Raw genomic sequence first — 22,416 nt, forward strand, 5'->3', positions numbered from 1 at the left:
TGCCCGGTAGTCCGGTCCCTAAAAACCCTTGACAAAGCTTTCCTCGATGATCAATCCTATAGGAAATGTGATTCAAGATTTGGAGTGACAATGTCGTACACCGCCGAAAACTGGCCCATCACCGCGGCCCTCCTGCAGTTCCCGGGAATCCGGCCCGACGGGACGTCCGTCCAGGATGCCCCCGCCGCCGAATGGCAGCAGGTCTTCCAGGAAGTCGCAGACGCAGGCTTCGCCAACGCCGACCTGACTGACAGCTGGGTGCGTCCCGGGGACCTCAGCGCCGCCCGGCTGGACGAACTCGCGGCCGCGGCCCGCGGCGCCGGAATCGGCCTTCCCGCCATCTCGGCGATCCGCCGCAGCGTGATCGACGCGGCCAACTGGGAAGACAACCTGGCCTACACGCACCGCACCATCGACGCCGCCGCGCAGCTGGGCTGCGAAGTTGTCTCGATCGGCCTGCACCAGGCACTCACCCCGGAACAGCGCGAACAGCTCTGGTTCTGGACTGTCGAAGGCCATAAGGACCCCGTGGGCGACAAGGAGACCTGGAACAAGGCCGTCACCCGCATCCGCGAAGTCGGCCGGCACGCCGCGGAACTTGGCCTCCTGGTCTCCCTGGAGATGTACGAGGACACCTACCTTGGAACTGCAGACTCCTCGGTGCAGCTGGTCCAGGACATCGACCTGCCCAACGTGGGAATCAACCCTGACATCGGCAACCTGGTCCGACTGCACCGGCCCATCGAGGACTGGCGCGAGGTGGTCCGGAAGACCCTGCCGTACTCCAACTACTGGCACGTCAAGAACTACATCCGCGACGAAAACCGAGCCAAGGGCCAGTACGTCGCGTTGCCTGCCCCGATGGAATCCGGCCTGATCAGCTACCGCGAGGCGTTCCAGTTCGCCATCTCGGTCGGCTTCCAGGGCATCATCTGCACCGAGCACTACGGCGGAGACGGCCTCAGCGTCACCGCCGCCAACCAGGACTACCTGCGCCGCCGGATCCTGCCCAAGCGCGACGGCTACGCCCTCGGCACCAGCCTGGTGGCCCAGGGCCGGCAGCAGCCGGCCGCCGTCGCCGCCCACTAGGCCGACGGCGCCTCCGGGCCACCCGGCCCGTTCCACCCGCTCCAACCGGTTCAACGAGGAATCATGACCAAGATATTTGACGATCCCGCAAGCTTCGCGGACGAAGCCCTGGACGGCTTCGCCGCCGTCCACCGCCAGTACGTGGCACGTGTCGAAGGCGGAGTGGTCCGCTCCACCGAGACTCCGGACGGCCGCGTCGCTCTGGTGATCGGCGGCGGGTCGGGGCACTATCCGGCCTTCGCCGGGCTGGTGGGCGCCGGACTGGCCGCGGGCAGTGCCTGCGGAAACATGTTTGCCTCGCCCTCCGCGGGCCAGGTTTATCGCGTGGCCAAGGCAGCGGAAACCGGCGGCGGGGTGCTGCTCAGCTACGGCAACTACGCCGGGGACGTGCTGCACTTCGGCCAGGCGCAGGACAAGCTTAACGCCGAAGGCATCGACACCCGCACGGTGCTGGTGACCGACGACATCGCCAGTGCCCCGCTTGAGGAGATCGAAAAGCGCCGCGGCATTGCCGGGGACCTTACCGTCTTCAAAGTCGCCGGGGCCGCCGCCGAGGCAGGACTGGACCTGGACGAGGTGGAACGGCTGGCGGTCAAGGCCAACCACCACACCCGCTCCCTCGGCGTCGCCTTCGCAGGCTGCACCCTTCCGGGCGCAGCGGAACCGCTGTTCACCGTCCCCGTTGGCATGATGTCCGTCGGCCTGGGCATCCACGGCGAACCCGGGATCTCCGAGCAGCCGCTGCCCACCGCCAGCGAGCTGGCCGCGCTGCTGGTGGACGGGCTGCTCAAGGACAAGCCGGACACCTCCGGCCGCCGGGTCGTGCCGATCCTTAACGGCCTCGGCACGGTCAAATACGACGAGCTGTTCCTGCTGTTCGGCAAGGTCGAGGCCCTGCTGACCGCCGCCGGACTGGAGATCGTTGAACCGGAATGCGGCGAACTGGTCACCAGCCTGGACATGTCCGGGCTGTCCCTGACGTTGTTCTGGCTGGACGAGGAACTGGAGAAGTTCTGGTCCGCGCCGGCCGACACCCCCGCCTTCCGCAAGGGCAACCTGGCGCCGCGCCGCGCCCGCACCCTGTCCGTGCAGGCTAAGGCGGGGGCGACGCCGGCCCTGGCCGCGACCACGGCGTCCACCGCACTGGCCGCCACCGCCGTGGCCGCGCTGAGGGTGGCGCAGTCCGTCGTCGTCGAACATGAGGAAGCCCTCGGAAAACTTGACGCGATCGCCGGCGACGGCGACCACGGCATCGGCATGCGCCGGGGCGTGGACGCGGCGGTGGCCGCTGCGGAACAGTCGCACGCCGCCGGCGCCGGGCTGGAAGAGGTGCTCGCCGCGGCCGGCGAGCAGTGGGCCGAGCGCGCCGGCGGCACCTCCGGGGCGCTCTGGGGGGCTGCGGTTACTGCCGTCGGCCGGGCGCTTGGCAGCAAGGACGCCTACACGGCCGCCGATGCCGCCGCCGCCGTCGACGCCCTCCGGGACGCCATCATCACCCTGGGAAAGGCCGAAGCCGGAGACAAGACGATGGTGGACGCGCTGCTTCCCTTCGCCGAAGTATTCAACCGGGCCATCGACGACGGCGACGGCCTGGCCCGCAGCCTGCGGACCGCGGCCGACGCGGCCGCCAAAGCCGCGGACGCCACTGCGGCGCTCAGCCCCAAGAAGGGCCGGGCCCGGCCGCTAGCCGAAAAAAGCATCGGCCACCCCGACCCGGGCGCCGTGTCTTTCGGCCTGATCGCCGACCGGGTGGCCGACTACGCGGCCTCCATCGAAAACAGCTGAAGGAGTACTCCCTTGACTCAAACCAATGAGCCCCAAAACACCGGACCCAGCACCTCCCCGGCCGGCTGGCGCATCGTCGTCGGAAATGACGAAGCCGGCGTCGAGTACAAGAACGCGCTCCGCGAACTGCTCGAGGCGGATCCCCGGGTCGCCTCGGTGGAGGACATCGGCGTCGGTGCTGACGACACCACCGCCTACCCGCACCTGGCCGTCGCGGCGGCCCGCAAGGTTGCCGCCGGCGAAGCCGACCGCGCCCTGCTGATCTGCGGGACCGGGCTGGGCGTAGCCATCTCGGCCAACAAAGTCCCGGGCATCCGCGCCGTCACCGCCCACGACAGCTACTCCGTGGAGCGGTCTGTACTGTCCAACAACGCCCAGGTGCTGACCATGGGCCAGCGCGTGATCGGGCTGGAACTTGCCAAGAAACTGGTAGGCGAATGGCTGGGCCACCGCTTCGACGAAACCTCCGCATCCGCGGCCAAAGTAGACGCAATCCACTCCTATGAAGGAGCTTCGGAAGGACTTGAAACCACATGACCGCTCGTAACATCGCCGTCGTCGGTTCGGGCTACATGGGCGGCGGAATCGCCCAGGTCCTGGCCCTCGCCGGAGCCCGCGTCGCCCTCGCCGACGTCTCCGCCGAGATCGCCCAAAGCAACTACGAGCGGCTGCTCAAAGAATCCGACGAGTTCGTCGCCGCCGGACTGTTCCCTGCCGGGGCCACCGAGACGCTGAAGGAAAACCTCTGGGCCGCCAAGGACATCGAAGAAGCCGTCGCCGACGCTGAGTACATCGAAGAAGCCGTGCCCGAGGTTCTCGAGATCAAGCACGGCACCCTGGCCCGGATCAGCGCGGCGGCCCGCCCGGATGCGATCATCGGCTCCAACACCTCAACCATCTCCATCGCGAAACTGGCCGAGGTGGTGGCCAACCCGGAGCGCTTCCTGGGCGTGCACTTCTCCAACCCTGCACCGTTCATCCCCGGCGTGGAAGTCATCCCGCACGAAGGCACCTCCGCCGCCACCATCGAGACTGCCCGCACCATTGTGGGGGAGACCGGCAAGGAAACAGCCACCGTCAAGGACGCCACCGGCTTTGTGCTCAACCGGCTGCAGTACGCGCTCTTCCACGAGGCCGCCCAGGTGGTGGAGGAGGGCATCGCGACTGCGGAGGACGTGGACACCATGGTCCGCACCACCTTCGGCTTCCGGCTGCCGTTCTTCGGACCCTTCGCGATCGCGGACATGGCGGGCCTGGACGTGTACGCGTTCTGCTACAAGTCGCTGCAGACCGGTTTCCCGGAGCGGTTCGCCACGCCGCGGATCCTGCAGGAAAAGGTCGACGCCGGGCAGCTCGGCACCAAGACCGGCGCCGGCTTCCTCAACGTCCCAGCCGAGCAGACCGCCGCGCTGGTGGCCTACCGGAACAAGGCCTACGTCGCGATGCAGAAGCTGATCGAAGAGCTTGGCCCCGCACCCCTTGGCTGACAGCCGCCTACTTCCTAAGGAGAATTCCATGACCTCATTCCCCGCAGACCGCACAGTGATCGTCACCGGCGCCGTCTCCGAGCGCGGCATCGGCCGGGCCACCGCGGACTTCCTTGCCGAGCGCGGCTGGAACGTCGGCGTGATCGACCTCGATGATGCCGCCAGCAAGGCCGTGGCCAAAGAGCTGGCCGAAAAGCACGGCGTGAAGGCCTTCGGTGCCGGCGCCAACGTCGGCGACGAGGCTTCGATCCGTGCCGCGATCGACGAGATCGAGGCCGAACTGCCGCAGCTCGTGGCCCTGGCGAACGTCGCCGGCGTGAGTTCACCGGTGCCCTACCTTGAGCTCGACGCCGCCGAGTGGGACCGGGTACTCAACATCAACCTGAACGGTGTGCACTACGCCACCCGCCGGGCAGCAGAGTCCATGGTCAAGAACCGGCTGGGCCGGATCGTGAACATCTCCTCCGTCTCTGCCCAGCGAGGCGGGGGCACCTTCAGCAAGACCCCGTACTCCGTGGCGAAGGCCGGCGTCATCGGCCTGACCCGCGCCACGGCCCGTGAACTGGGCGGGTACGACATCACCGTCAACGCCATCTCACCCGGTCCGATTGACACCGACATCATGGGCGGCACCCTCAGTGCTGAACGCAAGGATGAACTTGTCAAGGACCTGGTGGTGAACCGGGTGGGCAGCACCCGCGACATCGCGGCCGCCATCTACTTCCTGATCGGCGAGGACGCAGGCTACATCTCCGGGCAGACGCTCAACGTCGACGGCGGCCTGTACATGCACTGACGGCCCCCAGCCAGGGAGCCACCGACGAACCGCGGGCCGCCGGCCTGCGGGCGAACCACCCCACCTCATCACTCGAAGGAGAGTGCTGTGTCCGCAACCACCGCAACATCCAAGGAGCTTCTGGCCCGCCCGGTCCTGAAGTCCGCGATCTCCAAGGCGGCCCGCCGGCTGATGCCGATGCTGGTCATTCTGTACGTCGTTTCGTTCCTGGACCGGACCAATGTCGGCTTCGCCGAAGCTGCCCTGGGCGCGGACAAAGGCGTCTCTGCCGGGGCGTTCGCCCTCGGCGCCGGCATCTTCTTCATCGGCTACGCGATCTTCGAGATTCCCAGCAACCTGCTGCTCAAGAAGGTCGGAGCCAAGATCTGGCTGGCGCGGATCGCGATCACCTGGGGCATCGTCTCCGCGTGCTTCGCCTTCGTCCAGGACGAACCCTCGTTCGTGTTCCTGCGGTTCCTGCTCGGCGTGACCGAGGCCGGACTCTTCCCCGGCGTCATCATGTACCTCGCCGAGTGGTTCCCGAACAAGGTGCGCGTGCAGATGTTCGCCATCTTCTACCTGGCCCAGCCTTTCTCCCAGATGATCGGCAACCCGCTCTCGGGCTGGCTGATCAACATCGGCGACCAGGTGCCCGGACTGCGCGGCTGGCAGGTCATGTTCTTCGTCGAGGGCGTGCTCGCCGTCCTGGCAGGCATCGCGGCTTTCTTCTTCCTGATCAACGGCCCGGAAAAAGCCAAGTTCCTGAGTGGCGAGGAGAAATTCGCGCTCAAGGAAGTCATGGCACTGGAGGACAACATCAAGGACGAGACCGGCCCCCGCGGCATCCTCGCAGCGATGCGCAACGGCCGGGTCTGGTACTTCACCGCCATCTACTTCTGCCTGCAGATCGCTGTCTACGGCGTGACGTTCTTCCTGCCGCAGCAGGTCTCGTCGCTGACCGGGCAGAAGGTTGGCCTTGCCGTCGGCCTCCTGATCGCCGTCCCCTGGTTCTTCGGCATCTTCGCCTGCTACTTCGTCGGCCGGGCGGCGGACACCGTGGCCAAGCGGCGCAAGTTCGGCACCATCCTGTTCCTCTCCACCGGCCTGTGCATCTTCGGCTCCGCCTGGGCCGGCACCAACCACCAGCCGGTGCTTGGCATGATCTTTATAACCCTGGCGGTCTGCAGCTTCCTCGCTGTCGGCCCGGTGGTGTGGTCCTACCCCACGGCGTTCCTCGCCGGATCCGCCGCGGCCGCGGGCATCGGCCTGATCAACTCGCTGGGCAACCTGGGCGGCTTCGTCGCCCCGATCCTGCGGACCGCGGTCAACGAGGCCACCCAGTCGCCCACCGGCTCCATGGGCGTCTACGCCCTCGGCGTGCTGCCCTTCGTGGCAGCGGCGATGATGTTCGCCACCAAGCGGTTCAAGAACAAGGCGGACGAGCTGCTGGACTAAGTCCGGACCGCCGCCCCGCACACCCCAAGGAGACCCATGCCCCGCACCTCCGGCACCAGCGCCCACCCCCTTTACATCGGTGTCAGCACCAAGATGTACCTGGGCTACCAGGCAAGCCTGCGCTGGCTGTCGGAGGTGCGCGCCGTGGTGGACGCCCGGCCTGCCCTGGCTGCCGGCCCGGGCATCCGGGTGTTCATCATCCCGTCCTTCCCGGTCCTGGCGCAGGCCAAAACCATTTTCGCCGGTTCGCCGGTGCTCCTCGGCGCCCAGAACTGCGCGTGGTCGGACGGGCCGCTGACCGGGGAAGTCAGTCCCGGCATGCTGGCCGAACTCGGCGTCTCACTGGTGGAGATCGGCCACGCGGAGCGCCGGGCAATGTTCGGCGAGGACGACGACGTCGTGGCCCTCAAGGTGCGAGGCGCCGTCGACGCCGGGCTGACGCCGCTGCTGTGCATCGGTGAGCCGGGGCGGGTCAGCCCGGAAGAGGCAGCCGGGTTTTGCCTACGCCAGGTCCACTCCGCTGCCGGCGGCGACGATCCCCTGATCCCGCGGCTTGTCCTCGCCTACGAGCCGGTCTGGGCGATCGGGGCAGACCGGCCCGCCGAGCCGGCGTACGTCAACGCGGTCGTGGAACTGATCCGCGAACGGCTCGGCTCCGCCTGCCCCGTTATTTACGGCGGCAGCGCGGGACCCGGGTTGCTGCCGCAACTGACCGCCGCGGACGGACTCTTCCTGGGCCGCTTCGCCCACGACGCCGCGAACCTCGGCCGGGTGCTGGATGAAGCCCTTCAGACCTTCGCGCCGGCCAGCAGTTCCTCGAGCTGCTCGTAGGCTTCGGCCAGGCCGCCTTCCATCCCGGACTGCGCCATGCCGTTCCGGGCCTCCAGGCTGGGATACACCGCATGCGCGGTCAGCCGGGTGCGGCCGTCGCCGAGGTCGTGGAAGGTGAGGAACTCGATGCTGACCACGTCCGGGTAGCCGCCGTATTCGAATGTCTGGACGGCGAAGTCGTTCTCGCGGACCGTGTGGAAGACGCCGCTGAACACGTGGGCGACGCCGTCGGGCCCGGTGTGCGTGTAACGGTAGCTGCCGCCGGTGCGGAAGTCGTAATGGTCCACAGCCATGGTGAGCCGTCGCGGACCGAGCCACCGGGCCACGAGGTTAGGTTCCTTGTGGGCGCGGAAGACGTCGGCCACGGGAAAATCGAACTCCCGATCGAAGTCGATGAAGGGCAAGCCTTCCGGAACCGTGAGTTTGAGGGCGTTGCTCATGATGAGTCCTTTGCCTGGGTGCCGCCTGCAGCGGCCTGAGATTCAAGCACGGCATCGAGGCTGCGGAACTGTCCCTCGCGGATCAGCCGGTAGCGGTCGATCCAGGCGGTGAGTGCCTCCAGCCGTGCGGGGTTCAGGTGGACGGGCCGTCGCTGGGCGTCCCGCGTTCGCGTGACGAGCTGTGCCTGCTCGAGGACCTGGATGTGCTTCGAGACCGCTTGCTTGGTGATCGCGAAGGGTTCCGCCAATTCGTTGACCGTGGCCGGGCCCCGGCTGAGCCGGGCGATGATGCGGCGGCGAATGGGATCGGCCAGCGCCAGGAAAGCACTGTCGAGTTGTTCGTCGTCCTCAGCCATCGGGTCACGCTCCAAAATCCGACACTTACCATGATCAACGTTCAGGTTGATCAATGTGTTGGTTGTTTAACCGTACGCGGACGACCCGGGGCAGGCAAGGGCCAGCGCTGCCGGTCCGGCCAGGCGCGGTGAAGTCCGGCTAAACGGCGGCGTGCAGCCGGGGGAGTGCGGCCACCAGTGCGGCAAGTTCCGGGAGCTCCTGCGCTTCGGCGAGCGCCCGCTCCAGCGTGCTGTCGTGAACCGGCCGCGCCTGCTCGAGCAGGGCGATTCCGGTCGACGTGAGCTCGGTGTAGATCCCGCGGCGGTCATCGTCGCAGAGGATCCTGGTGAGCAGGCCGCGGTCCTCCAGGCGGTTGACCAGCCGCGTGGTGGCGCTGGGGCTGAGGGCGGTGGCTCGGGCCAACTGCTGCATCCGCATGTGCCAGCCGTCCTGCCGGCTCAGCGCGTCCAGCACGGTGTACTCCACCACCGAAAGCTGCGCCGCGGCCTGCAGGGAGCGTTCCAGCTCTGTTTCGATCAAGCCGTGCAGTGCCGCCAGGGTCCGCCAGCCTTGCGCCCGGACCTCGACGGCGTCATCTTTGATGCCCATCTGTACTGCTCCCTTCCAGCCCTGGCCGCTGCCCGCGACTACGAAAATACGGCCAAACCACAAATAGTTGCTTGCGCGTCATAATTGCGTATGCAACAATAAATAACGCGTCTGCAACTACTAGCTTACGCTTTCTTGATCTCCCCGTACAGTTTTGAAGGAGCCCAACCATGCCTATCGGCCTGATCGCACTCGCCCTCGGCGGGTTCGGCATCGGACTCACCGAGTTCGTCATCATGGGCCTGCTGCCCCAAGTGGCCGCAGACTTCCAAGTCACCGAGGCCAGCGCCGGCTGGCTGATCTCCGGCTACGCCCTGGCCGTCGTCGTCGGGGCCCTGCTCCTCACCGCGGCGGTGACCCGCCTCAAGCGCAAGCCGGTGCTCGCGGCACTCATGGTGCTGTTCATTGCCGGCAACCTCGTCTCGGCGATCGCCCCCGACTACGCCTTGATGATGGTCGGCAGGATCATCGCCGCGCTGGCCCACGGTGCGTTCTTCGGGATCGGCGCGGTGGTGGCCGCCAGCATGGTTGGCCCCACCAAGAAGGCCGGTGCGATCGCCATCATGTTCACCGGGCTGACCGCGGCCAACGTCCTCGGCGTGCCGTTCGGCACCATGCTGGGCCAGGCCGCCGGCTGGCGCTCCACCTTCTGGGCCATCACCGCCATCGGCGTGCTCGCCCTCGTCGGCATCCTGACCTTGGTCCCGCAGACCGGAGCGGGCCAAACCGGCGCCGGTCCTGCCGCTGATTCTGCCGCTGATTCCGCCTCTGGCGGATTACGGGGCGAACTCCGGGCCTTCCGCTCCGGCCAGGTCTGGCTGTCGATCTTCGTCACCATCCTCGGCTACGGCGGAATGTTCGGCGCCTTCACCTACATCGCGTTCACCCTGACCGAGGTCACCGGCTTCTCCGCCACCACCGTGCCGTGGCTGCTGATCATCTTCGGCGTCGGACTCTTCATCGGCAACACCGTGGGCGGCAAGGCCGCGGACCGGAACGTGGACCGGACCCTGCTGGTTGTGCTGGCGGCCCTCGTGGTGGTGCTCGTCGGCTTCGCATTCACCGCCGTCAGCCAGCCGCTGACCATCGCGTCCATGGTGCTGCTGGGCGGCTTCGGCTTCGCCACCGTGCCGGGCCTGCAGATGCGCGTGATGAAGTACGCCGACAGCGCGCCGACTCTGGCCTCCGGCGCCAACATCGGCGCGTTCAACGTCGGCAACGCGCTGGGGGCATGGCTGGGCGGCGTGACCATCAGCGCCGGACTGGGCTACACCGCGCCGATCTGGGCAGGCGCCGGCGTCAGCCTGCTGGGACTGGGCGTGATGGTAGTTGCCGCTGCCGCCGCGAAGCGAGCCGCCGGGACCGCCGCCGGGACGGCCGACGACGGCCAGCCCGCACCGGCCGCCGTCCCCGGGCCGGACAGCACCCGGGCCGAGGTCACGCAGGACGACGCCGAGCTCCAGCGGCTCTAGCGGACCCCGGGACGGCTCCGGCAGACGTCCACGAAGGTGCGGAACGGGGCCAGCCGCTCGTCGGCGGGGAGTTCCCGGGCCTCCGGGTGCCACTGCACCGACGCCACCCAGCGCTCCGGGTCTTCCAGCGCCTCCACGGTTCCATCGTCCGCCGTCGCGGTCACCACCAGTCCGTCGGCCACACGGGCCACGGCCTGGTGGTGCCCGGACGCGATCTTGACCGTCGCCGCGGCGCCGTACAGCCCGGCCACCTTCGATCCGGCGTTGATCCCGACCTCATGCCAGGCCCAGGGGCCGGCGTCGTGGGCGGGTTCGGGCTCGCGGTGCGCTACGTGACCCGGAGACATGTCCTGGACCAGGGTGCCGCCGTAGAGCACATTCAGGAGTTGGTGCCCGCGGCAGATGCCCAGCACCGGCAGCCCGGCGTCGACGGACTCCCGGGCCACAGCAAGGTCCAGGGCGTCCTGTTCCGGGCTGACGTCGTAACAGGTGCCGCCCGGCTCTTCACCGTAGAGCCGCGGGTCAAGGTCGCCGCCGCCGGGGAGCACGACGCCGTCGAGGTCCCCGAATCCCGCCGGGGCCGTGAGCAGCACGGGCTCACCGCCGCCGTCCCGCACCAGGTCAACGATGTAGTCGAAGAGGAAGTTGGCCTCGGCCACCCGCGGATCTGAGCCGGAGGAACTGCTGAGGCGGACCGGGATGCCGATGCGGGGACGGCCGCCGATGGGACGCGTTGGAGTCTGCATGATTCATTCTGCATCAGGGTTCCGGCGTCACAACGCAGGGCTAGGATTGCCGGATGAACAACAGGTATCTCGTGTCCCGCAACCGCTTCATCGCGGCCGCCCCGGAAGCCATTTTCGAGGTGCTCGCCACTCCGGCCCTGCACAGCGTGATCGACGGTTCCGACACGGTCAAGGGCGTCCAGCCCCGAGGCCCGGAACGGCTGGGCCTCGGCGCGAAGTTCGGCATGGAAATGAACGTCAAAGTGGACTACAAGATCCTCAACACCGTCTGCGAGTTCGAGGAAGGACGCCGCATCGGCTGGCGCCACTTCTACGGCCACGTCTGGCGTTACCTGCTGGAGCCCGCTACCGACGCCGACGGCCGGCCCGGCACCCTCGTCACCGAGCAGTGGGACGCCCGGCAGGTCCGCGGCAAAATCTTCCTGCGGCTGGCAGGCTACCTCCGCCGGCACCCGGCCAACCTGGAGCAAACCCTGGCCAAGCTCGACTCCTACCTCGGGAGCGCCGGTAGCGCCGCGGGCGGCCGGGGCTAGGCGGCCCGGATGAGCGCTGCCCGCACCCTGCACCCGAGCCCGCGCACCCTTGAGGTTGAGAGCCTGGGCAGCTTCGACCGGCTGGTCGCCGCCGGTGCCCGGTCCATGCACGGCTGGCACCTCCAGTCGCTGGACCTGAGCGGCCGAGGCGGCTCCTTGGAGTCCCTCGACGTGGCGGGGGCGATCTTCCTCGGCTGCAGCTTCGACGACGGCGTGGAAGATTCGCTGCGTGGCCGCGGCGCGCTGATCTTTCCCAAGCTGGAAGCGGTGCCGTTCGACCCGTACCGCGGCCGGCTCTATACGCCGCAGGAGCTCTACGCCGGCATTGCCGAGACCCGGTACGAGGACACCCTGGATGCTCGGGTCTACCAGTGGAGCATCCGCCCGGGCCAGCGGCGCCGGCTGGACGCCACGCTCGCCGCGGCCCTGCACGACCACTCGATCGGCGACGCGCTCGAGGAACTGACCCGTTCCGAGTTATGCCGCGGCCGGACCATGGTGGGCGTGATGGGCGGGCACGCCGCCAGCCSGGGCTCTGCGGCGTACACCGAGGCGGCGCAGCTGGGCAGGCTGCTGGCGCGGAACGGCCGGGTGGTCGCCACCGGCGGCGGCCCCGGCACCATGGAGGCGGCCAACCTGGGGGCCTACCTCAGCGCGGCGGACGAGGCTGACTTCCAGCGGGCCTTGAGCGAGCTCGCCGCGGTGCCCGGTTTCCGGCCCTCGGTATCGGCGTGGGCGCGGGCCGCGGCCGCCGTCGTCGAACGCCAGCCCGGCGGCACACCGTCGCTGGGCATCCCCACCTGGTTCTACGGCCACGAGCCGCCCAACTACTTCGCCACGCACATCGCCAAGTATTTTGCCAACGCCATCCGCGAGGCGATCCTGCTGGAGCTGTGCAACGGCGGGATCATCTTCCTGCCCGGCTCCGGCGGCACTGTGCAGGAGATCTTCCAGGACGCCTGCGAAAATTACTACGGCGCCCCGGAGACCATCACGCCGATGGTGCTGGTGGGCAAAGAACACTGGCTGCGGAGATTCCCGGCCTGGCCGCTGCTGCAGAGCCTCGCCGCGGGCCGGCGGATGGAAGACCGGATCTTCCTGGTGGACGGCATCGAGGAAGCCCTCGCTGTCCTGAAAAGCTAGAGGTCCTTGCGGCACGGGGCGCTGCCCAGTGCGTGCAATCCGGTCAGGTCGCCGGCGGCCAGCCCGTCCGGCGCGCCGATCTCCGGGTACATCAGCTGGCTCGGGTCGTCGACATGCTCCAGGCCCATCACGTGGCCCAGCTCGTGCAGGATGACGGCCGTCGCGTACGCGGGGCTGTCCCCGCGGTCCAGGCCTTCGGTGATCTGCGGGGCATCCAGTTCCAGGCTTCCGGTGACGAAGCTCTTGGGGCCGTCGCCGAAGCTGAAGTGCGTGCTGCCGCCGGTCCCGATCACGGGGCCCTTGAGCTGCGGCGCCTGCTCGGGCGTCGTCCAGGCGATCAGCACCGGCGCCCACCGGTCCCCGTACGCCTCCCGTTGATACGGGGCGCGGGACTGGGACGGGACCTCCGCGGTGGGGCCGTCGTTGATGAACTTGATCCCGGTCGCCTCGGACACCGTCTTGATCGCATCGTCCACCAGCTGCCCGCCGCCCCGGGGCGCCAGCGTTGAATTGACCACATAGTGCAGCGGCCGGCAGGGGGAATAGCCCACCGGACCGCCGTCGGGGTTAGTAGCCAGGAACTTGTAGGAGGTGCTCGCGGAGGCAAGCGGGCGTGGCCGGCCGATCGGCCGGTCCTGCTCTTCGAAGCCCGGCGTTGGGACGGCCATGTGCGCCCCGTCCAGGGGAGCCCCGGCCTCGGGTGCGCCGGCCTGCCGGGCCGACGGGCTGGCAGACGGCTGGGTGTCCGGCTGGTCCGTCCCCTGACGCGGGGTGCCGGCGGACGAGCCCGCGCCGGGTCCGTTCGCGGACGCAAACAGCCCGACAAAACGGGGGTCGCCGTAGACCAGCCCGGCAGTCAGGAACGCGGCCCCGGCGATCAGGACCACAGCCGAAAGGTTCCGGGCAATCCGGAAGGGGCGGCGGCCCCGGCTGCGCCGCCCCTTACGGTCCCGGAGCCCGGGATCGTGCACTAGCCGACCACCGCGCCGAACGCCAGGCCGAGCAGATAGGTCACGGCGGCGGCGCCGATGCCGATGGCGAGTTGGCGGAACGCACGGCTGGCGGGGGAGGTGCCGGAGAGCAGGCCGACGACGCCGCCGGTCAGCAGCAGCGCGATCCCCACCAGGGCGGCGGCGACCGCCAGCGCGGTGAATCCGGTCATCCCGAGCAGGAAGGGGATGATCGGCACGATCGCGCCGGAGGCAAAGAAGCAGAAGCTCGACGCCGCCGCACTCCACGCGGTGCCGACGGCCTCGTGCTGGTCCTCCGCTTCGGGTAGCTCCGGACGCAGGGACAGGCTCGGGTCGCAGTCGCAGTCCAGCAGCCCCATCCGCTCCGCGACGCGGTGCTCGGCGGCCTCGCGCGACATGCCCCGGGCCAGGTAGACGAGCAGGAGTTCATTGTGTTCGATGTCCAGCAGCGGCGCGGCCGCGAGCGTGATCTGGGTGGGACGGGTCGCCGCCAGCAATTCCCGCTGGGACCGCACGGAAATGAACTCGCCGGCACCCATCGACAGCGCCCCGGCCAGCAGACCGGCCACGCCGCTGAGCAGCACCACCGAGCTGCCGACCCCGGAGGCGGCCATGCCCATCACGAGGGAGAGATTGCTGACCAGGCCATCGTTGGCGCCGAACACGGCGGCGCGGAAACTTCCGGCGAGCCGGTTGCGGCCCCGGGTCGCGAGCCCCCGGACCACTTCCTCGTGGATCTGCTCGTCGGCGACCATCGCCGGGGTGGCGGAGGGGTCGTTGGCGTAGGGCGAGCGGCTCTCCGCGCGCTGGGCCAGGGCCAAGACAAAGACGGAGCCGAAGTGCCGGGCCAGGAAGCCGAGCAGCTGGCTTCGGAGCGAGGCGGGCCGCGGCCTGCCGGCCCGCTCGCCGAGCAGCTGCAGCCAGTGCGCCTCATGGCGTCCTTCGGCGTCGGCCAGGGCCAGCAGGATGTCGCGTTCCTCGCCGCTGCGGTTCTGCGCGAGGTCGCGGTAGACGCTGGCCTCGGCCCGTTCGTCGGCGAGATACTGCCGCCAGCGCTTGATGTCGGCGGCCGTCGCGGGGAAGTCGGCGGGAGACCCTGCGCCGGCCTTCGCGCCGGAGGCCTGGTCACGATGGGTGGGGTCGAACTGGGCGTGCTGGGACACAAAAACTCCTGGGCTTGATGGGGCATGAACCGGCCCCATTGCGACTCCAGCGTACCGCGTAAATCCGCGGTTTTTCGGCTGGCAATCCTCAGCAGAAAGTTTAGGCAGGCCGTAAAAGCGGTGTGCGCTGCGGCCCGCCCCGGCCGGCCGAAAGGGCCCTTGACCCCCTGCCGCGGGCGGTGTTCGAATTAGGGCCAGGGCGGGTTCTCCGGCAGGTCCGCCCGGCTGTTCCCGGACGCCGGCACTGGGTCCGGGCGGTTCGCAACAGTCTGCCGCAGCGCGAGCGCACGGAGGTTGCACCATGGACAACACCGGATCAAAGGCCGACCAGCCGGGCAGGGACTCCGTGGAGTCGGACCCCGCCTACGACTTCGCAGAGGATGCCCCGGTTGGCGACGCCGAAAGCGGGGACGAGGAGGTGCTGGAAGAAGCCGACCGGCTCGTTCCCTTGGATGCGGAGGATTTCCTGGGTGACGAGCAGCCGGTCGTGCCCCTGGACGCGGATGAATTCCGCGAACCCGAAGAGGAATAGGCTGCGGCTTTGCGCGGCCCGAACACCACGACGGCGGCGCCTCCCCCGGGGGGAGGCGCCGCCGTCGTGCGTTTGCCGGCTTAGCGGCTCAGGACCGGCACCGGTGCTTCTTCGTGGTCGGTGCGGCCCGCCACGCGCTCGTGCCAGTTCTTCATCACGGCAGGATCCGTCGGCTTGGTCAACAGTGACACTGCCACGTAGACCAGCGCGGAGGCCAACAGCCCGTAGTAGATCGGTTCGTTCGCGTAGACGCCGTCAAGCGGGACTTCGGCGTTGATTTCCAGCACGATCATGGTGCCGAGGGTGATGACCGAGCCGACGGCCATCGAGGCGGCCGCGGCCCCACCGGTGCCGCGCCTCCAGACCAGTCCGCCGAGGATGGCGACGAGCAAGCCGCCGACGAGGATGTCGTAGGCGATGGTCAGCGCGGCCACGACGTCCTTGGTGATGATGGCGATCACGATGGCCACGACGCCGAGGCCCAGGACCCACAGCCGGTTCGCCTTGACGTCGTGCTCCGGGTTCTCGGTGTCCTCGGTGTTGATGTTCTTGCCGAACCAGCCGGCCACGAAGGGCAGGACGTCGGCGCGGGCCACGGTGGCGGCCGCAATCAGAGCGCCGGACGCGGTAGACATCATGGCGGCGACGGCCGCGGCGAGCACCAGGCCGCCGATCCCGATGGGCAGCAGGTTGGTGGCGACCTCGGCGTAGACAACGTCCTTGCCAAGGGCCTTGACGTCGATGTTCGGCAGGGCGACGCGGGCGCCGAGGCCGATCAGGGCGCCGGCGGCGCCGTACAGAATGCAGTAGACGCCCGCGGTGGCGCCACCCCAGCGCGCAACCGTGGGGGTCTTGGCAGTGAACACGCGCTGCCAGATGTCCTGGCCGATGAGCAGGCCGAGGGTGTAGACGACGAAGTAGGTAATGATCGTCTGGATCCCGATGCCGTCGATCTGGAAGAAGCTCGCGTCGACTCGGCTGCGGATGCCGTCGAGGCCCCCGGCGGCGTTGAGCGTCAGGGGCAGCATGAGCAGGAAGATGCCCACCGTCTTGATCACGAACTGGACCTGGTCGGCCAGGGTGATCGACCACATGCCGCCGATGGTCGAGTAGACCAGCACGATGGCGCCGCCGATGGCGATGGCCAGCGCGCGGTCCCAGCCGAAGAGGACTACGAAGATGGTGGCGTAGGCGCCGGTGGACGTGGCGCAAAGCATCAGGGTGTAGGCGAGCATGACGATGCCCGAGGTCTGCGTGGCCCGGCTGCCGTAGCGCAGGCTCAGCATCTGGGAGACGGTGTAGATCTTCAGCTTCTGGATGGTGCTGGCGAAGAGCAGGCTGAGCAGCAGCACGCCAGCGCCGATCGCGACCACGAGCCACATGCCGGAGATGCCGAACTTGTAGCCGAGCCCCACACCGCCCACCGTCGACGCGCCGCCCAGGACGACGGCGGCCATGGTCCCGGTATACAGGAACGGGCCGAGGCGGCGGCCGGCCACGAGGAAGTCGCTGTTGTTCTTGGTGCGGGACTTGCCCCACCAGCCGAACGCCAGCATGGCGACCAGATACACCACCACGATGGCGATGTTGACAAAACTTGCGTCCATTGAGGGCTCCTTTGGAGCTGTTCGGAAGCAGCGCTGCTCGGCCGGCTCGCAACGCTGCGGTCGGTTGTCACTACTTCTTGGCGGGAAAGTGCGGGAGGTCTCGGTTGACCCGCCCGCGGTATTGCCTAGGAGGCAACACTTGTTGCCAAAGAGTAGGTTGTGACGCCGGTAACAGTCAAGGTCTGCCGGCGGCGTGTCCCTTCGGGCCTCCGGGCGTTCATCTCCGATTAGGATTGGCTCCAATGCTGGTGCCGCGCGGCCGGCCGTGAAAGGTTCCCTAATGAAGGCTCTACCCGTAGAACCGAGCAACGTTCCGGTTGCCATCGGGTCCAGGATCCGTGCCGCCCGGCAGTCGCAGCGGCTCACCATCGAACAGGTCGCGGACGCCACCGGCCTGACCAAGGGCTTCCTGAGCCGGGTTGAGCGGGACCTGACCTCGCCCTCCGTGAGCTCGTTGGTCACACTGTGCCAGGTCCTCTCCATCTCGATCGGCGACCTGTTTGCCGCGCCGGAAACGCACCTCACGAAGGCCGGCGAAGGTCCCCGGATTTCGCTCGGCGGGGAAGGGATCGTCGAGCGCCTGCTGACCGCACGCTCCGAGCGTCGGGTCCAGATCATCCAGGCCGTGATCGAGCCCCGTGGCCGCGGCGAGTCCGAGCTGTACGCCGTCGACTGCGACGTCGATGTGCTGCACGTGGTCAAGGGCAGCATCCGGCTGGTCCTTACCAATGAGGAATTCGAGCTGGAAACCGGCGATACCGTGACCTTCCCCGGCCGCGAGCCGCACACCTGGGTCAACCCGACCGACAGCCCGGTCGAGGTGCTCTGGGTACTGGTTCCCGCCGCGAGCCGCTAGCTCCGCTAGCTCCCCGGCGCCGCGGCGCCGTCGGACATCTGCCCGTTACATGGTGGAAACAACGAATTTACGTTCGTGCCTCCCGTGTAACCTCCGCGAAAAAATGGAAATGCCTTGCGGAAACATCCCCTCGGTAGCGTCGATTGCGGGAGGCGTGCGACTCGCTGCAGGCATACGCCGTCCAAATGGTCTCGCCGTTCCGGCGCCTTTGGAGCGCCGGCATTCGAGGAAGGCTCCGGCAATGAACTTCTCTGTGCTTGCAGTATCGATGGATGTAGATCCCCAGGTGCTCGATCCTGGCGCGACGGCGTGGATGCTGGCAGCATCCGCCCTCGTCCTTTTGATGACCCCCGGTCTCGCCTTCTTCTACGGCGGACTGGTGCGGATGAAATCGGTCCTGAACATCATGATGATGAGCTTCGGCGCCATGGGGGTCGTTGCCGTGGTCTGGGCCCTCTGGGGCTACGGCATGGCGTTCGGCCCCGACTCGCTCAACGGCTTCATCGGCGACCCGTTCGCCAACTTCGGCCTGAGCGGACTGACCAGCAGTATCGGCAGCAAGGCCGCCGGGCTGCCGGACATGGTGTTCATCGGCTTCCAGGCGACCTTTGCCATCATCACCGTGGCGCTGATCAGCGGCGCCGTCGCCGAGCGCGTCCGGTTCGGCCCTTGGCTGCTGTTTGCAGCCTTGTGGGTCACGCTGGTCTACGCGCCGATCGCCCACTGGGTCTGGGGCGGCGGACTCTTCGGCCCGACCGGGATCATCGGGAGCAAAATCTCCGCCCTCGACTTCGCCGGCGGAACCGTCGTACATATGAACGCCGGCATGGCCGGCCTGATGCTCGCCGTGATCCTGGGCAAGCGGCTTGGCTTCATGAAGGATCCGAACATCCGCCCGCACAACCTGCCGTTCGTGATGCTCGGCGCCGGGCTGCTGTGGTTCGGCTGGTTCGGGTTCAACGCCGGCTCCGAGCTCGCGGCGGACGCCACAGCGGGCCTGGCCTGGACCAACACGCTGCTGGCAACCAGTGCTGCGCTGCTCGGCTGGCTGCTCGTGGAACGGCTCCGAGACGGGCACGCCACTTCCCTGGGCGCTGCCTCGGGTGCCGTGGCGGGGCTGGTCGCCGTCACCCCCGCGTGCGGCTTCGTCGATCCCGTCGGCGCCATCGCGATCGGCGTCATTGCGGGCGTGGTCTGTGCGCTGGCCGTCGGGCTGAAGTTCAAGATCGGCTTGGATGACTCCCTCGACGTCGTCGCCGTGCACTTTGTTGGCGGACTGTGGGGGACGCTGTCGCTGGGATTCTTCGCACTCCCGTCCGCCAAGACGGAGGGCGGACTGTTCCACGGCGGCGGCCTGTCCCAGTTCTGGCCGCAGCTGCTCACCGCGCTCATCGTCACCGTCTGGAGCGCCGTGATGACCACCCTGATCGGCTTCGCGATCCACAAGACCATAGGCATGCGGGTGTCCGAGGCGGACGAGCACTCCGGCATCGACGTGACCGAACATGCGGAGACCGCGTACGAGCTCCTGATGGTCGGCGGCAGCTTCAATCCGGGGGAACCGCACGCCGCGTTTGCTTCGGCGGAAGCCGACGGCGCCCGGATGGAAAGCCCGGTCGCCAGCGAACCGGTAGCAGGCCGGGCCTCGAGATGAGGCTCGCGGCGGGCGCCCACCTGCGGCGCCCGCCGCGGCGCAGCCACGCAGAATCCCGCTGGACCGGTAAACATTTGATGCGCATTGCAAAACTTCGAGTGTATGATGGCAGTCACACCCGCCTGACGACCCCCGAAGGAGACGCCTCTCGTGGAAGAGCTGCGCATCGAAGCCAACGGCAACCTCGGCCCCATCGATTCCTCCCGTATCCCGCGCTACGCCGGCGCCGCCACCTTTGCCCGGCTGCCGCGGGTGGACCAGGTGGCCCAGGCGGACGTCACGGTCGTCGGGGTGCCCTTCGACTCGGGCGTCTCCTACCGGCCCGGCGCACGCTTCGGCTCCAACCACGTCCGGGAAGCCAGCCGGCTGCTGCGCCCCTATAACCCGGCCTGGGACGTCAGCCCCTTCGAGAACATCCAGGTCGCCGATGCCGGAGACATGGCCGTCAACCCGTTCAACATCCACGAGGCCATCGAAACCATCCAGCAGAACGCGCTGGACCTGACAGCGGCCGGCAGCAAGCTGCTGACCCTGGGCGGCGACCACACCATTGCGCTGCCCCTGCTGCGCGCCGCGGCCGAACGCGCCGGCCAGCCCGTCGCGATGCTTCACTTCGACGCGCACCTGGACACCTGGGACACCTACTTCGGTGCCGAATACACCCACGGCACCCCGTTCCGCCGTGCGGTCGAGGAAGGCATCCTGGACACCGAGGCAATCAGCCACATCGGCACCCGCGGCCCGCTTTACGGCAAGAAAGACCTCGACGACGACCACCGCTTCGGCTTCGGCATCGTCACCTCCGCCGACGTCTACTACCAGGGCGTGCTGGAAACCGTCGCCAAGGTCCGCGACCGGATCGGCAACCGCCCGCTCTACATCTCGGTCGACATCGACGTGCTGGACCCCGCCCATGCGCCGGGCACCGGAACCCCGGAGGCCGGCGGTATAACCAGCCGCGAACTGCTCGAAATCATCCGCGGCCTCCGCGGCATGAACCTGGTGGGGGCCGACGTCGTCGAGGTCGCCCCCGCCTACGACCACGCCGACATCACCGGCGTTGCCGCCAGCCACGTCGCCTACGAACTCGTCACCCTGATGGCGGACCGAGCCGTCGACGGCGACCGGGCGGGAGCGCCCAGCGGCTACGAGGCGCAGGCCCTCGGCCGGGAAACCCGCCGGCCGGCCGGCTTCGCCGCTCCGGCTGCCCGGCCCGTCGAGAGCGCGGTCTCCCAGTGACCGGCGTGCGCAACGGCGGCGACCTCGTCGTCGAGACCCTCGAGGCACTCGGCGCCAAAACCGTCTTCGGCATCCCGGGCCAGCACGCCCTGGGCCTCTTCGACGCGATGGGCCGCGGCAAGCTGCACTTCGTCTCCTCGCGGGTGGAGAACAACTCGGCCTTCGCCGCGGACGGGTACTCGCGTGCCACCGGCGAAGTCGGCGTCCTCTTCCTGTCCACCGGGCCCGGCGCGCTGACCTCCCTGGCCGGGCTGCAGGAGGCCTATGCCACCGGGGTTCCCATGGTGGTTGTGGCCAGCCAGATCCCGCTGGAAGGACTCGGCGCCCGCCGCAAGGGCATGCTGCACCAGCTCGACGACCAGAAGGCCTCGGCCGCCAACGTGACCAAGAGTCAGCGGCTGATCCAGCACGCCTCCGGGATCCCGTCCGCGATCCAGGACGCCTGGACCGAGGCGATCTCCTCGCCGCAGGGTCCGGTGTGGCTGGAAATCCCGCAAAACGTCCTGCTGGATCCCATCATGGTGCCGCCGGTGGAGGACGCGCTCGCTGAAGCCGCGGACAACCCGCCCCGGGTGGAACTGGTCCGCGAAGCCGTGACGTGGCTCTCGGAGGCGAAGCGCCCCGCCATCATCGCCGGCGGGGGCACCCGCCGCGGCCGCGCCGAGAAGTCGCTGCTGTCCATCGCGGAAAAGCTGCGCGCGCCGGTCATCTGCACCCCCGGTGGCAACGGTGCGTTCCCCTGGAACCATGAATTGTCGCTCCAGTCCTGGATCGAAGACCAGCACACCACCGAGCTGCTTGAGGACGCCGACGTGCTGATCGTCATCGGCTCTTCGCTGGGCGAAGTCACGTCCAACTACTTCACCTTCGAACCCCGCGGCCGGATCATCCAGATCGACGCCGAACCGCGCGTGCTCGAGTCCAACCGTCCGGGGCTGGGCATCCGGGCCGACGCCGGCCAGGCGCTCGCCGCCCTCGACGAAGCCCTGACGGAACCGCACGGCGAACGAGCGGACTGGCACGGACGCTCGCCGGAGGCCCTGGTCAAGGACACCCTGGCCAAGGTCAGGGCCCGGCTGGAATCCCAGGACCTCGGCAAGGAACTGGCGTTTATGGCCGACATCCGCGAGGCCGTCCCCGCCCAGATGCAGACGTTCTGGGACATGACGATCTCCGCGTACTGGGCCTGGAGCTGCTGGGACGCCCGCGAGGGCCAGTTCCATTCCGCCCAGGGCGCGGGCGGCCTGGGCTTCGGATTCCCGGCCGCGATCGGCGGCGCCGTGGGATTGGAGACCACCGGACGGCAGGGCGGTTCGGCGCGGGTACTGGCCGTGTCCGGCGACGGCTCGGCCATGTACTCGATCTCGGAGCTCGCCACCGCGAAGCAGCACAACGTCCCGGTCACCTGGCTGATCGTCGACGACGGCGGGTACGGCATCCTGCGCGAGTACATGGTGGGCGCGTTCGGCCAGGCCACGGCCACCGAGCTTGCCCGCCCCGACTTCGTGAAGCTGGCGGAGGCCTTCGGCGTCCCTGCCGTCCGGGTGCCCCCCGAGGGCGTGGGGGAGGCGCTGAAGGCGGCCTTCGCCGCGGACGGCCCGAACGTCGTCGTCGTCGAAACGCTGCTGAAGATGTTCGCCCCGACGCACCTCGACGTCTAAGCACCCCAACCGAATCAAGCGTCCGTCCCGAA

General features: G+C 68.5%; 22 protein-coding genes. 15 read left to right on the top strand and 7 right to left on the bottom strand.

The window, feature by feature from the left end; all coding sequences use genetic code 11:
• The first annotated feature begins 90 nt into the window (after positions 1–90).
• The 7 genes from AC1DGI_RS13895 (at position 91) to AC1DGI_RS13925 (ending at position 7,422) form a co-directional block, all read left to right on the top strand.
• Positions 91–1,089: a sugar phosphate isomerase/epimerase family protein gene (locus AC1DGI_RS13895; RefSeq protein WP_441402465.1), complete on the top strand. Its 999-nt coding sequence runs from the start codon at positions 91–93 to the stop codon at positions 1,087–1,089.
• A 63-nt stretch (positions 1,090–1,152) separates the two neighbouring features.
• Positions 1,153–2,874, top strand: a complete 1,722-nt coding sequence (gene dhaL / locus AC1DGI_RS13900; RefSeq protein WP_476899254.1) for a dihydroxyacetone kinase subunit DhaL — start codon at positions 1,153–1,155, stop codon at positions 2,872–2,874.
• A gap of 12 nt (positions 2,875–2,886) precedes the next feature.
• The gene (locus AC1DGI_RS13905) at positions 2,887–3,411 is read left to right on the top strand and encodes a ribose-5-phosphate isomerase (protein WP_441402467.1); all 525 of its coding nucleotides are present in this window, start codon (positions 2,887–2,889) and stop codon (positions 3,409–3,411) included.
• The gene (locus AC1DGI_RS13910; RefSeq protein ID WP_441402468.1) at positions 3,408–4,361 is read left to right on the top strand and encodes a 3-hydroxyacyl-CoA dehydrogenase family protein; all 954 of its coding nucleotides are present in this window, start codon (positions 3,408–3,410) and stop codon (positions 4,359–4,361) included. The genes AC1DGI_RS13905 and AC1DGI_RS13910 overlap by 4 nt, the downstream gene beginning before the upstream one ends.
• Positions 4,362–4,389: 28 nt before the next feature.
• Complete coding sequence (locus AC1DGI_RS13915; RefSeq protein ID WP_476899255.1) at positions 4,390–5,157, top strand: SDR family NAD(P)-dependent oxidoreductase; 768 nt, start codon at positions 4,390–4,392, stop codon at positions 5,155–5,157.
• 87 nt (positions 5,158–5,244) lie between these two features.
• A complete protein-coding gene (locus tag AC1DGI_RS13920) occupies positions 5,245–6,591 on the top strand; it encodes an MFS transporter (RefSeq protein WP_441403282.1) in 1,347 nt (448 codons plus the stop codon).
• 36 nt (positions 6,592–6,627) lie between these two features.
• Positions 6,628–7,422, top strand: a complete 795-nt coding sequence (locus AC1DGI_RS13925) for a triose-phosphate isomerase family protein (protein WP_476899256.1) — start codon at positions 6,628–6,630, stop codon at positions 7,420–7,422.
• On the opposite strand, the gene AC1DGI_RS13930 is transcribed toward AC1DGI_RS13925, so the two are convergent.
• From AC1DGI_RS13930 to AC1DGI_RS13940, 3 genes are all read right to left on the bottom strand, one after another.
• A complete protein-coding gene (locus tag AC1DGI_RS13930) occupies positions 7,380–7,862 on the bottom strand; it encodes an SRPBCC family protein (protein ID WP_441401142.1) in 483 nt (160 codons plus the stop codon). The two genes, AC1DGI_RS13925 and AC1DGI_RS13930, sit on opposite strands and share 43 nt — an antisense overlap.
• Complete coding sequence (locus AC1DGI_RS13935) at positions 7,859–8,218, bottom strand: ArsR/SmtB family transcription factor (RefSeq protein WP_441401140.1); 360 nt, start codon at positions 8,216–8,218, stop codon at positions 7,859–7,861. Before AC1DGI_RS13935 ends, AC1DGI_RS13930 begins: the two co-directional genes overlap by 4 nt.
• A 139-nt stretch (positions 8,219–8,357) precedes the next feature.
• Positions 8,358–8,807 carry a MarR family winged helix-turn-helix transcriptional regulator gene (locus AC1DGI_RS13940; protein WP_441401138.1) on the bottom strand — a complete coding sequence of 150 codons (450 nt, stop codon included), beginning with the start codon at positions 8,805–8,807 and terminating at the stop codon, positions 8,358–8,360.
• 170 nt (positions 8,808–8,977) lie between these two features.
• Between AC1DGI_RS13940 and AC1DGI_RS13945 the strand changes: the two genes are divergently transcribed.
• Positions 8,978–10,279 carry an MFS transporter gene (locus tag AC1DGI_RS13945; RefSeq protein WP_476899257.1) on the top strand — a complete coding sequence of 434 codons (1,302 nt, stop codon included), beginning with the start codon at positions 8,978–8,980 and terminating at the stop codon, positions 10,277–10,279.
• On the opposite strand, the gene AC1DGI_RS13950 is transcribed toward AC1DGI_RS13945, so the two are convergent.
• Positions 10,276–11,025: a gamma-glutamyl-gamma-aminobutyrate hydrolase family protein gene (locus tag AC1DGI_RS13950; protein WP_476899258.1), complete on the bottom strand. Its 750-nt coding sequence runs from the start codon at positions 11,023–11,025 to the stop codon at positions 10,276–10,278. The two genes, AC1DGI_RS13945 and AC1DGI_RS13950, sit on opposite strands and share 4 nt — an antisense overlap.
• A gap of 53 nt (positions 11,026–11,078) precedes the next feature.
• On the opposite strand from AC1DGI_RS13950, the gene AC1DGI_RS13955 reads away from it, so the two are divergent.
• Complete coding sequence (locus tag AC1DGI_RS13955) at positions 11,079–11,558, top strand: SRPBCC family protein (RefSeq protein WP_441401132.1); 480 nt, start codon at positions 11,079–11,081, stop codon at positions 11,556–11,558.
• A gap of 9 nt (positions 11,559–11,567) precedes the next feature.
• Positions 11,568–12,701: an LOG family protein gene (locus AC1DGI_RS13960; RefSeq protein ID WP_476899259.1), complete on the top strand. Its 1,134-nt coding sequence runs from the start codon at positions 11,568–11,570 to the stop codon at positions 12,699–12,701.
• Here AC1DGI_RS13960 and AC1DGI_RS13965 read toward each other — a convergent pair.
• Positions 12,698–13,588, bottom strand: coding sequence for a matrixin family metalloprotease (locus tag AC1DGI_RS13965; protein WP_476899260.1), 891 nt, complete (start codon positions 13,586–13,588; stop codon positions 12,698–12,700). The two genes, AC1DGI_RS13960 and AC1DGI_RS13965, sit on opposite strands and share 4 nt — an antisense overlap.
• An 83-nt stretch (positions 13,589–13,671) precedes the next feature.
• Positions 13,672–14,835 (bottom strand): VIT1/CCC1 transporter family protein, encoded by a 1,164-nt coding sequence (locus AC1DGI_RS13970; protein ID WP_441401127.1) that lies wholly within the window; start codon positions 14,833–14,835, stop codon positions 13,672–13,674.
• A 301-nt stretch (positions 14,836–15,136) separates the two neighbouring features.
• Between AC1DGI_RS13970 and AC1DGI_RS13975 the strand changes: the two genes are divergently transcribed.
• Positions 15,137–15,367: a hypothetical protein gene (locus AC1DGI_RS13975; RefSeq protein WP_476899261.1), complete on the top strand. Its 231-nt coding sequence runs from the start codon at positions 15,137–15,139 to the stop codon at positions 15,365–15,367.
• Between the two features lie 80 nt (positions 15,368–15,447).
• On the opposite strand, the gene AC1DGI_RS13980 is transcribed toward AC1DGI_RS13975, so the two are convergent.
• A complete protein-coding gene (locus tag AC1DGI_RS13980; protein ID WP_476899262.1) occupies positions 15,448–16,974 on the bottom strand; it encodes a sodium:solute symporter family protein in 1,527 nt (508 codons plus the stop codon).
• A gap of 280 nt (positions 16,975–17,254) precedes the next feature.
• On the opposite strand from AC1DGI_RS13980, the gene AC1DGI_RS13985 reads away from it, so the two are divergent.
• The 4 genes from AC1DGI_RS13985 to AC1DGI_RS14000 all read left to right on the top strand — a co-directional run bounded on the left by AC1DGI_RS13985 (position 17,255) and on the right by AC1DGI_RS14000 (position 22,384).
• A complete protein-coding gene (locus AC1DGI_RS13985) occupies positions 17,255–17,830 on the top strand; it encodes a helix-turn-helix domain-containing protein (protein ID WP_441403247.1) in 576 nt (191 codons plus the stop codon).
• A 241-nt stretch (positions 17,831–18,071) separates the two neighbouring features.
• A complete protein-coding gene (locus tag AC1DGI_RS13990) occupies positions 18,072–19,484 on the top strand; it encodes an ammonium transporter (protein ID WP_476899263.1) in 1,413 nt (470 codons plus the stop codon).
• Positions 19,485–19,634: 150 nt separating this feature from the next.
• On the top strand, positions 19,635–20,723 hold the full coding sequence (gene speB, locus AC1DGI_RS13995) for an agmatinase (RefSeq protein ID WP_476899264.1): 1,089 nt from the start codon (positions 19,635–19,637) through the stop codon (positions 20,721–20,723).
• Positions 20,720–22,384, top strand: a complete 1,665-nt coding sequence (locus tag AC1DGI_RS14000; protein WP_476899265.1) for a thiamine pyrophosphate-binding protein — start codon at positions 20,720–20,722, stop codon at positions 22,382–22,384. The genes speB and AC1DGI_RS14000 overlap by 4 nt, the downstream gene beginning before the upstream one ends.
• Positions 22,385–22,416 lie beyond the last annotated feature (32 nt).

It is taken from the genome of Arthrobacter sp. 05N428_2 (assembly GCF_056397065.1).

Excerpts from the sequence above, each read along its gene's own strand:
- AC1DGI_RS13895 (WP_441402465.1), top strand. The coding sequence starts at position 91 with ATGTCGTACACCGCCGAAAACTGGCCCATCACCGCGGCCCTCCTGCAG.
- dhaL (WP_476899254.1), top strand. The coding sequence starts at position 1,153 with ATGACCAAGATATTTGACGATCCCGCAAGCTTCGCGGACGAAGCCCTG.
- AC1DGI_RS13910 (WP_441402468.1), top strand. The coding sequence starts at position 3,408 with ATGACCGCTCGTAACATCGCCGTCGTCGGTTCGGGCTACATGGGCGGC.
- AC1DGI_RS13915 (WP_476899255.1), top strand. The coding sequence starts at position 4,390 with ATGACCTCATTCCCCGCAGACCGCACAGTGATCGTCACCGGCGCCGTC.
- AC1DGI_RS13925 (WP_476899256.1), top strand. The coding sequence starts at position 6,628 with ATGCCCCGCACCTCCGGCACCAGCGCCCACCCCCTTTACATCGGTGTC.
- AC1DGI_RS13930 (WP_441401142.1), bottom strand. The coding sequence starts at position 7,862 with ATGAGCAACGCCCTCAAACTCACGGTTCCGGAAGGCTTGCCCTTCATC.
- AC1DGI_RS13935 (WP_441401140.1), bottom strand. The coding sequence starts at position 8,218 with ATGGCTGAGGACGACGAACAACTCGACAGTGCTTTCCTGGCGCTGGCC.
- AC1DGI_RS13940 (WP_441401138.1), bottom strand. The coding sequence starts at position 8,807 with ATGGGCATCAAAGATGACGCCGTCGAGGTCCGGGCGCAAGGCTGGCGG.
- AC1DGI_RS13945 (WP_476899257.1), top strand. The coding sequence starts at position 8,978 with ATGCCTATCGGCCTGATCGCACTCGCCCTCGGCGGGTTCGGCATCGGA.
- AC1DGI_RS13950 (WP_476899258.1), bottom strand. The coding sequence starts at position 11,025 with ATGCAGACTCCAACGCGTCCCATCGGCGGCCGTCCCCGCATCGGCATC.
- AC1DGI_RS13955 (WP_441401132.1), top strand. The coding sequence starts at position 11,079 with ATGAACAACAGGTATCTCGTGTCCCGCAACCGCTTCATCGCGGCCGCC.
- AC1DGI_RS13975 (WP_476899261.1), top strand. The coding sequence starts at position 15,137 with ATGGACAACACCGGATCAAAGGCCGACCAGCCGGGCAGGGACTCCGTG.
- AC1DGI_RS13980 (WP_476899262.1), bottom strand. The coding sequence starts at position 16,974 with ATGGACGCAAGTTTTGTCAACATCGCCATCGTGGTGGTGTATCTGGTC.
- AC1DGI_RS13985 (WP_441403247.1), top strand. The coding sequence starts at position 17,255 with ATGAAGGCTCTACCCGTAGAACCGAGCAACGTTCCGGTTGCCATCGGG.
- AC1DGI_RS13990 (WP_476899263.1), top strand. The coding sequence starts at position 18,072 with ATGAACTTCTCTGTGCTTGCAGTATCGATGGATGTAGATCCCCAGGTG.